Origin of the sequence: Flavobacterium sp. (genome assembly GCF_044368625.1) — a bacterium.
In the GTDB taxonomy this organism is placed as follows: Bacteria; Bacteroidota; Bacteroidia; order Flavobacteriales; family Flavobacteriaceae; genus Flavobacterium.
In genome coordinates, this window is record NZ_JBIPPD010000197.1 from 1 (window position 1) to 6,087 (window position 6,087).

General features: G+C 35.2%; 7 protein-coding genes, 1 other RNA gene and 1 pseudogene. 5 read left to right on the top strand and 4 right to left on the bottom strand.

Features of this window, described 5'->3' with window-relative positions:
* Positions 1 to 82: 82 nt before the first annotated feature.
* Together ACIQ2X_RS12765 and ACIQ2X_RS12770 are read left to right on the top strand one after the other, a co-directional pair.
* On the top strand, positions 83 to 559 hold the full coding sequence (locus ACIQ2X_RS12765) for a Fur family transcriptional regulator (RefSeq protein ID WP_396179312.1): 477 nt from the start codon (positions 83 to 85) through the stop codon (positions 557 to 559).
* A gap of 44 nt (positions 560 to 603) precedes the next feature.
* Positions 604 to 1,875, top strand: a complete 1,272-nt coding sequence (locus ACIQ2X_RS12770) for an adenylosuccinate synthase (RefSeq protein WP_396179306.1) — start codon at positions 604 to 606, stop codon at positions 1,873 to 1,875.
* A gap of 75 nt (positions 1,876 to 1,950) precedes the next feature.
* On the opposite strand, the gene fsa is transcribed toward ACIQ2X_RS12770, so the two are convergent.
* A complete protein-coding gene (fsa, locus tag ACIQ2X_RS12775; protein ID WP_396179307.1) occupies positions 1,951 to 2,607 on the bottom strand; it encodes a fructose-6-phosphate aldolase in 657 nt (218 codons plus the stop codon).
* Between the two features lie 136 nt (positions 2,608 to 2,743).
* Positions 2,744 to 3,478 (bottom strand): bacteriorhodopsin-like, encoded by a 735-nt coding sequence (locus tag ACIQ2X_RS12780; protein ID WP_396179308.1) that lies wholly within the window; start codon positions 3,476 to 3,478, stop codon positions 2,744 to 2,746.
* Between the two features lie 109 nt (positions 3,479 to 3,587).
* On the opposite strand from ACIQ2X_RS12780, the gene ACIQ2X_RS12785 reads away from it, so the two are divergent.
* Positions 3,588 to 4,490: a Brp/Blh family beta-carotene 15,15'-dioxygenase gene (locus ACIQ2X_RS12785; protein WP_396179309.1), complete on the top strand. Its 903-nt coding sequence runs from the start codon at positions 3,588 to 3,590 to the stop codon at positions 4,488 to 4,490.
* On the opposite strand, the gene ACIQ2X_RS12790 is transcribed toward ACIQ2X_RS12785, so the two are convergent.
* A complete protein-coding gene (locus tag ACIQ2X_RS12790) occupies positions 4,478 to 5,281 on the bottom strand; it encodes an SDR family oxidoreductase (RefSeq protein WP_396179310.1) in 804 nt (267 codons plus the stop codon). The genes ACIQ2X_RS12785 and ACIQ2X_RS12790 overlap by 13 nt on opposite strands.
* A gap of 76 nt (positions 5,282 to 5,357) precedes the next feature.
* Here ACIQ2X_RS12790 and ACIQ2X_RS12795 point away from each other — a divergent pair, with 76 nt between their 5' ends.
* The gene (locus tag ACIQ2X_RS12795) at positions 5,358 to 5,546 is read left to right on the top strand and encodes a hypothetical protein (protein ID WP_396179311.1); all 189 of its coding nucleotides are present in this window, start codon (positions 5,358 to 5,360) and stop codon (positions 5,544 to 5,546) included.
* 12 nt (positions 5,547 to 5,558) lie between these two features.
* Here ACIQ2X_RS12795 and ffs read toward each other — a convergent pair.
* Positions 5,559 to 5,656: signal recognition particle sRNA small type (gene ffs / locus ACIQ2X_RS12800), an RNA gene on the bottom strand.
* 88 nt (positions 5,657 to 5,744) lie between these two features.
* Here ffs and ACIQ2X_RS12805 point away from each other — a divergent pair.
* A pseudogene (locus ACIQ2X_RS12805) lies at positions 5,745 to 6,087 on the top strand (glutaminyl-peptide cyclotransferase); the annotation flags it as partial.

Sequence of the window (6,087 nt, forward strand, 5' to 3'; positions counted from 1 at the left end):
TCTACTACTATTCTCTGTAGATAAAATAAGGCATACTACTTCCATTTTAAACATTAAAACAAATTCCTTACCTTTGCACGATATGACACTTATTTCATTAGACAACAGCAGCAATCAAGAAATTGTAAAAAATGTTTTTACAAAATATCTTGAAAATAAAGGACACCGTAAAACGCCCGAGCGTTACGCGATTTTACAAGAAATATACGATAGCGAAGAACATTTTGATATAGAAAATTTATACATCAAAATGAAAAATAAAAACTATCGTGTAAGTCGCGCTACTTTGTACAACACCATTGAGCTACTTTTAGATTGTGCTTTGGTACGGAAACACCAGTTTGGTCAAAATCAAGCGCATTACGAAAAATCGTATTTTGATAAACAGCACGATCATATCATTATGACTGATACCGGTGAGGTAATTGAGTTTTGCGATCCAAGAATTCAAACCATAAAAAAAACGATTGAAGAGATTTTTAACATCAAAGTCATTAATCACTCGCTCTACTTTTATGCAGAAAAAAATCAACCTGCAATTGTTTTACCAAACGAATAATTGCATCACTTCAACTTTAAAAACAAACAACTAACACATATACAATGACCGTAGATTTACTATTAGGATTGCAGTGGGGCGACGAAGGCAAAGGAAAAATTGTCGATGTTCTTACTTCAAAATACGACATTATTGCACGATTTCAAGGAGGTCCTAACGCTGGACACACCCTTGAATTTGACGGAATCAAACACGTTTTAAGAACGATTCCATCAGGAATATTTCACGAAAAATCAATTAATGTAATTGGCAATGGTGTTGTAATCGATCCAGTTGTTTTTCAAAAGGAAATTGAAGGTTTAGCCAAATTCAATATAGACATAGTAAATAAATTAATAATCTCTCGAAAAGCACATTTAATTTTACCCACCCACCGCCTACTTGACGCCGCTTCAGAAGCGTCAAAAGGGAAAGCCAAAATTGGTTCTACTTTAAAAGGAATTGGACCTACTTATATGGACAAAACCGGTAGAAACGGAATCCGTGTGGGCGATATTGAACTCGAAGATTTTAAAGATCGTTACCGTGCATTGGCCGACAAGCACGAAGCAATGATTAAATTTTACGACGTCAATATTCAGTACAATCTGGCCGAACTAGAAAAAGAGTTTTTTGAAGCAATTGAAGATTTAAAGAAACTAACTTTTATTGACAGCGAAGAATATTTGTACCAAGCCCAAAAAGCAGGAAAATCTATTTTAGCAGAAGGCGCTCAAGGTTCTTTACTGGATGTTGATTTTGGTACGTATCCATTTGTAACATCATCAAATACCACTGCAGCAGGAGCTTGTACAGGTTTAGGAATTGCTCCAAACCAAATTGGCGAAGTATATGGAATTTTCAAAGCATACACTACTCGTGTAGGAAGTGGCCCCTTCCCTACGGAACTTTTTGATGAAGTTGGCGCCACAATGGCTCGTGTAGGAAACGAATTTGGCTCTGTTACAGGAAGACAAAGACGTTGCGGTTGGTTGGATTTAGTAGCTTTGAAATACGCAGTTCAAGTCAATGGTGTTACGCAATTGATGATGATGAAAGGCGACGTTCTTTCTGGTTTTGATACTTTAAACGTGGCTACAGCTTACAATTACAAAGGAGCCGAAATTGCACACTTACCTTATAATATTGAAGCAGAAAATGTAACTCCAATCTATAAATCATTCAAAGGTTGGAAAGCTGATTTGACAGGAATGGCCACCTACGATGAACTTCCATCAGAATTAAAAGCATACATCCAATTTATTGAAGATGAATTGGAAATTCCGATTAAAATTGTTTCGGTGGGTCCGGATCGAAAACAAACCATACTGAAATAAAATTCCATTCATAAAGCAAAAAATGCGATTTCTCAACTTAGAAATCGCATTTTTTTTTGCTTAAAAACTAAAATTCTATTTGTTTCCCTTTTCAAAATCCGCAATAAATTGAGCCAAACCGCTATCAGTCAAAGGATGTTTTACCAATCCTAAAATAGCTGAAAGTGGCCCTGTCATTACATCTGCACCAATTTTTGCACAATTGATAATGTGCATGGAATGACGGACAGAAGCTGCAAGTATTTGCGTTTCGTATCCATAATTGTCATAAATTTCTCGGATTTCTTGAATCAAATTTAAGCCATCTGTAGAAACATCGTCCAATCTACCGATAAAAGGTGAAACAAACGTCGCACCTGCTTTTGCCGCCAATAATGCTTGTCCCGCTGAGAACACTAAAGTCATATTGGTTTTAATTTCGCGGTCCGAAAAATATTTACAAGCTCTGATTCCTTCTTTAGTCATTGGTAATTTTACCACAATCCGTTCGTGTAATTCTGCCAATTCCTCACCTTCTCTAATCATACCCTCATAATCTACAGCGTTCACTTCGGCACTTACTTCGCCATCTACGAGATTACATATATCAACATAATGCTTTAGTATGCTGTTTTTTCCTGTGATTCCCTCTTTTGCCATCAATGATGGATTGGTGGTAACGCCGTCCAAAATGCCCAATGATTGTGCCTCTTTAATTTGACCTAGATTGGCTGTGTCGATAAAAAACTTCATGTCGCTTTTTTTATTTATTTAAATTTTTTAATGCTTTGCAAAAGTAAGAAATCAATACTGAACTGCATGATTTTTTTTAAAACAAAAAACCGCTTCAATATTTTGAAACGGTTTTTTGTCTACTATTTAAGACAGTTTATTCTTTTACTGCAGAAGTTGATTTAACTGCTAAGGTATAAATAACCAGACCGAATCCAATTTTGTTAATCGCATCGGCGATGTTGTATGCTACATCCACACTTCCTTTCCCAAGAATTGATGTGTACCAACCGTCGGTTCCTAACATGTATCCTAATGGATAAATAGCCCAACCTACCAATACGAACCAACACAAAATTTTGTGTGAGGCTAAAATGGCTCCTCCAGCTGTTTTTGCTAATTTAGAAGCTTCTCCCAACCAAATTTCGTAAACGATCAAGAAATAAGCAAGTCCAGAAATTAATCCCCAAAACGCTGCTTGATCGCTAAAAACGGTTTCGCCTAAATACCCCGTAACCAACATAATGATTGAATAGAAAATCATTTTCCACAACAAACTTTGTTTGGCTCCAGCCACCTTTAGAATTAAATAGAATTCAAGGCACATCAACGGCACAGTCAACACCCAGTCCACGTATCGGAAAAATGTTGGTGATTCTTGAAACGCTTCCCAATAATCCCGCATGTAAAAATAATGCACAGCAGCAATAAAAGTAATTAAACCAGAAACAAGTACAGACGTTCGCCACTTTTTATCAAACTGGTTGAGCGACAAAAAGAAGAACGCCGAAGCTGCCATCATGGCCATACTTCCTACGAAAAAAGTAAACCCTACATAATCATCTGGTAGCAATCTTGCTACATTTGCGGTAATAAACATAAAATTTGACATATAATTAAGATTTATTAATTTGTTTAAGTAAATTTACAAAACTTTGAACGAATTAAAAAACATTTTGTTCACTTTTTTTATAAAAATATTAAACAAAAAATAATTTTCAATGACTGGAATTCAGAAATACGCAATATTGCTAAGCTTTTTGGGGCTTTGGTTGACTTCTTTTTTAACGGCTGGCTACCAAACGGTAGTAGGTTTAGGACTAATTTTTAGTTTTGGAATACTACATGGTGCCAACGATTTGAAATTGATTGACAAAATTGAACAAAATTCCCGCATTCCATTTCTAAAAATTCTTGCAGCCTATCTTATTTTAATTTTGGTTACTGTAATTCTTTTTATGAAAATGCCTGTATTGGCGCTTTTGCTTTTTATAGTCGTCAGTGCCTATCATTTTGGGGAACAAAACTGGCAACAACTACTCAAAAAGATAAGCCGCTTGAAAAGTGGATTTTTTCAGTTCAGTTATGGACTGCTTATTTTAAGTGCGTTGTTTTATTTTAATGAAGTGGAGGTCGAAAAGATAATTTTTAAAATTACGTCGGTACAAATTTATAGTAACTATTTTCAAACTGTACTTTTAATTTCTACCTTAATATATATACTCACTTCGCTACTCATTATAAAATCACAAAATGACCTTACAGAAAAAGTTATTGAACAAAGCTTGTACATTATTTTACTCTGTGTGATTTTCAAAGTAGCCAGTCTTATTTTGGGATTCGCAATCTACTTTATTTTTTGGCACAGTATTCCATCCATTTACGATCAAATTACATTTTTATACGGCTCCTATAATTTTACTAATTTCAAAAAATATTTTAAAGCCGCTTTTTGGTATTGGATCGTATCTTTATTAGGAATAAGTGTATTGTATTATGTGTCCAAAGATCTTATTTTTTTTGATGCATTGTTTTTTTCATTCTTAGCTTCAGTCACTTTTCCTCATTTCATAGTCATTATCGTTATGTACAGCCGAAAGAAAAAAGAAAATCACAGTTTGTAGTGGTTCATTAACATTTTCTCGTACTGCTTGTCCGATAAAATTCGTTTTAATACAATGGAAAATTTTTGCAAAAACGAACCCACTTTGTAATGAATTTTAGGTGAAGGTGTTTCAATAATGGCAAAAATCGCTTCAGCCATTTCGAGTGGATTATTTCCGTGCGAAACGTGTTCGTCCATCAACTCTAAAGTCTTTCCGTACGTTTTTTCATAGTCAGAACCTTTGATTAATGGTGCGTGAAAACGACCGGAAGCTATATTTGTAGCAAAATCACCTGGAGCGACGTTCGTAATGTTGATGCCAAATGATTTTACCTCCATTCGAACTGCCTCAGTGATTAGTTCTAAAGCCCCTTTGGAAGCCGAATAAACGCTACGATACGGCAAACCCATATATCCAGCAATGGATGTAATATTGATTATTAAACCCGATTTTTGTAACCGCATTTGAGGTAAAACGGCTTTCATTACTTCGATTGGTCCAAAAAGGTTGGTTTCAAAATTGTTTTTTATTTCTTGGGTCGGAATTTCTTCTAAAGGCCCTGTAATTCCAACACCCGCATTATTAATCACCACATCTACTCTACCCGATTTTTCAATTATTTCAGCAACGGCCGACTTTATACTTTCTGGATTTCGAACATCCAACTGCAATAGCGGAAATAGCATATCCGTTACTCGATCTGGATTTCGACTGGTTCCATAAACGGTAAAACCTTTTTGGTGCAAAAATGTTCCTACTGCTTTGCCTATTCCTGAAGATCCGCCTGTAATTAAAATAACTTTTGCCATAGATACTAGATTTGATGATAAAACTGAAATGGAAACTTATATATTGTCGCAGCCCAGTCCCGAAGCTTCGGAAAAAATGGAAAACCCGGAATTTCAAATGCCAAATTTTCCAGTCTCAAAAGAGCGACTCCCGAAACTTCGGGACAAGCTGCTTTTAAGGCTAGGAAAAACAGCTTTTGAGATGAGGACTTGCAATGAAGAGCTGGATATAGTTGCACATTCAAATCGCCCAAAAATAAAAAAATCTTCCATTTGGAAGATATAATTATTAAAAAAAAAATGGCAAGCTACCTACATCGCACCGCTCAACCACATACCCTTGCTGCGTTCCCACCCTGGGGGATTCTGCAGGAGCTGGTCGTGTAGGACTTGCCGGTGCAAATATACAATCTTTTTATATTTTTGCAAATGCAAATTGGTATATTCATTAAGTTTGTATATTGTTTAAAATTTAAATCAAATCATGAAAAAACATAAGTTATTCGGCTTCATAATTTTAGCAGGAGTTTTTGCAGCTTGCAACGGCTCAAAAAAAAACGAAACAAATTCATTTAGCTTTAATCAAAGCCAATTAAAGTCGCAATATACCGTAAATGATGTATTGAAACTGCAGATTGACAATACTGAAAACAAAGAAATAGACAGTATTGTTTACTTTGTAAATGATAAAAAAGTAGGAACTAAGAAGGACAACGTTGCTTTGGAATACAATTGGAACAACCAAAAATTAGGTTACATTAGTATTAAAGCAATTGTTTATTTTGATGGAAATTCAGAAGAAACGACTTCTCGAATTGAGATGGTTT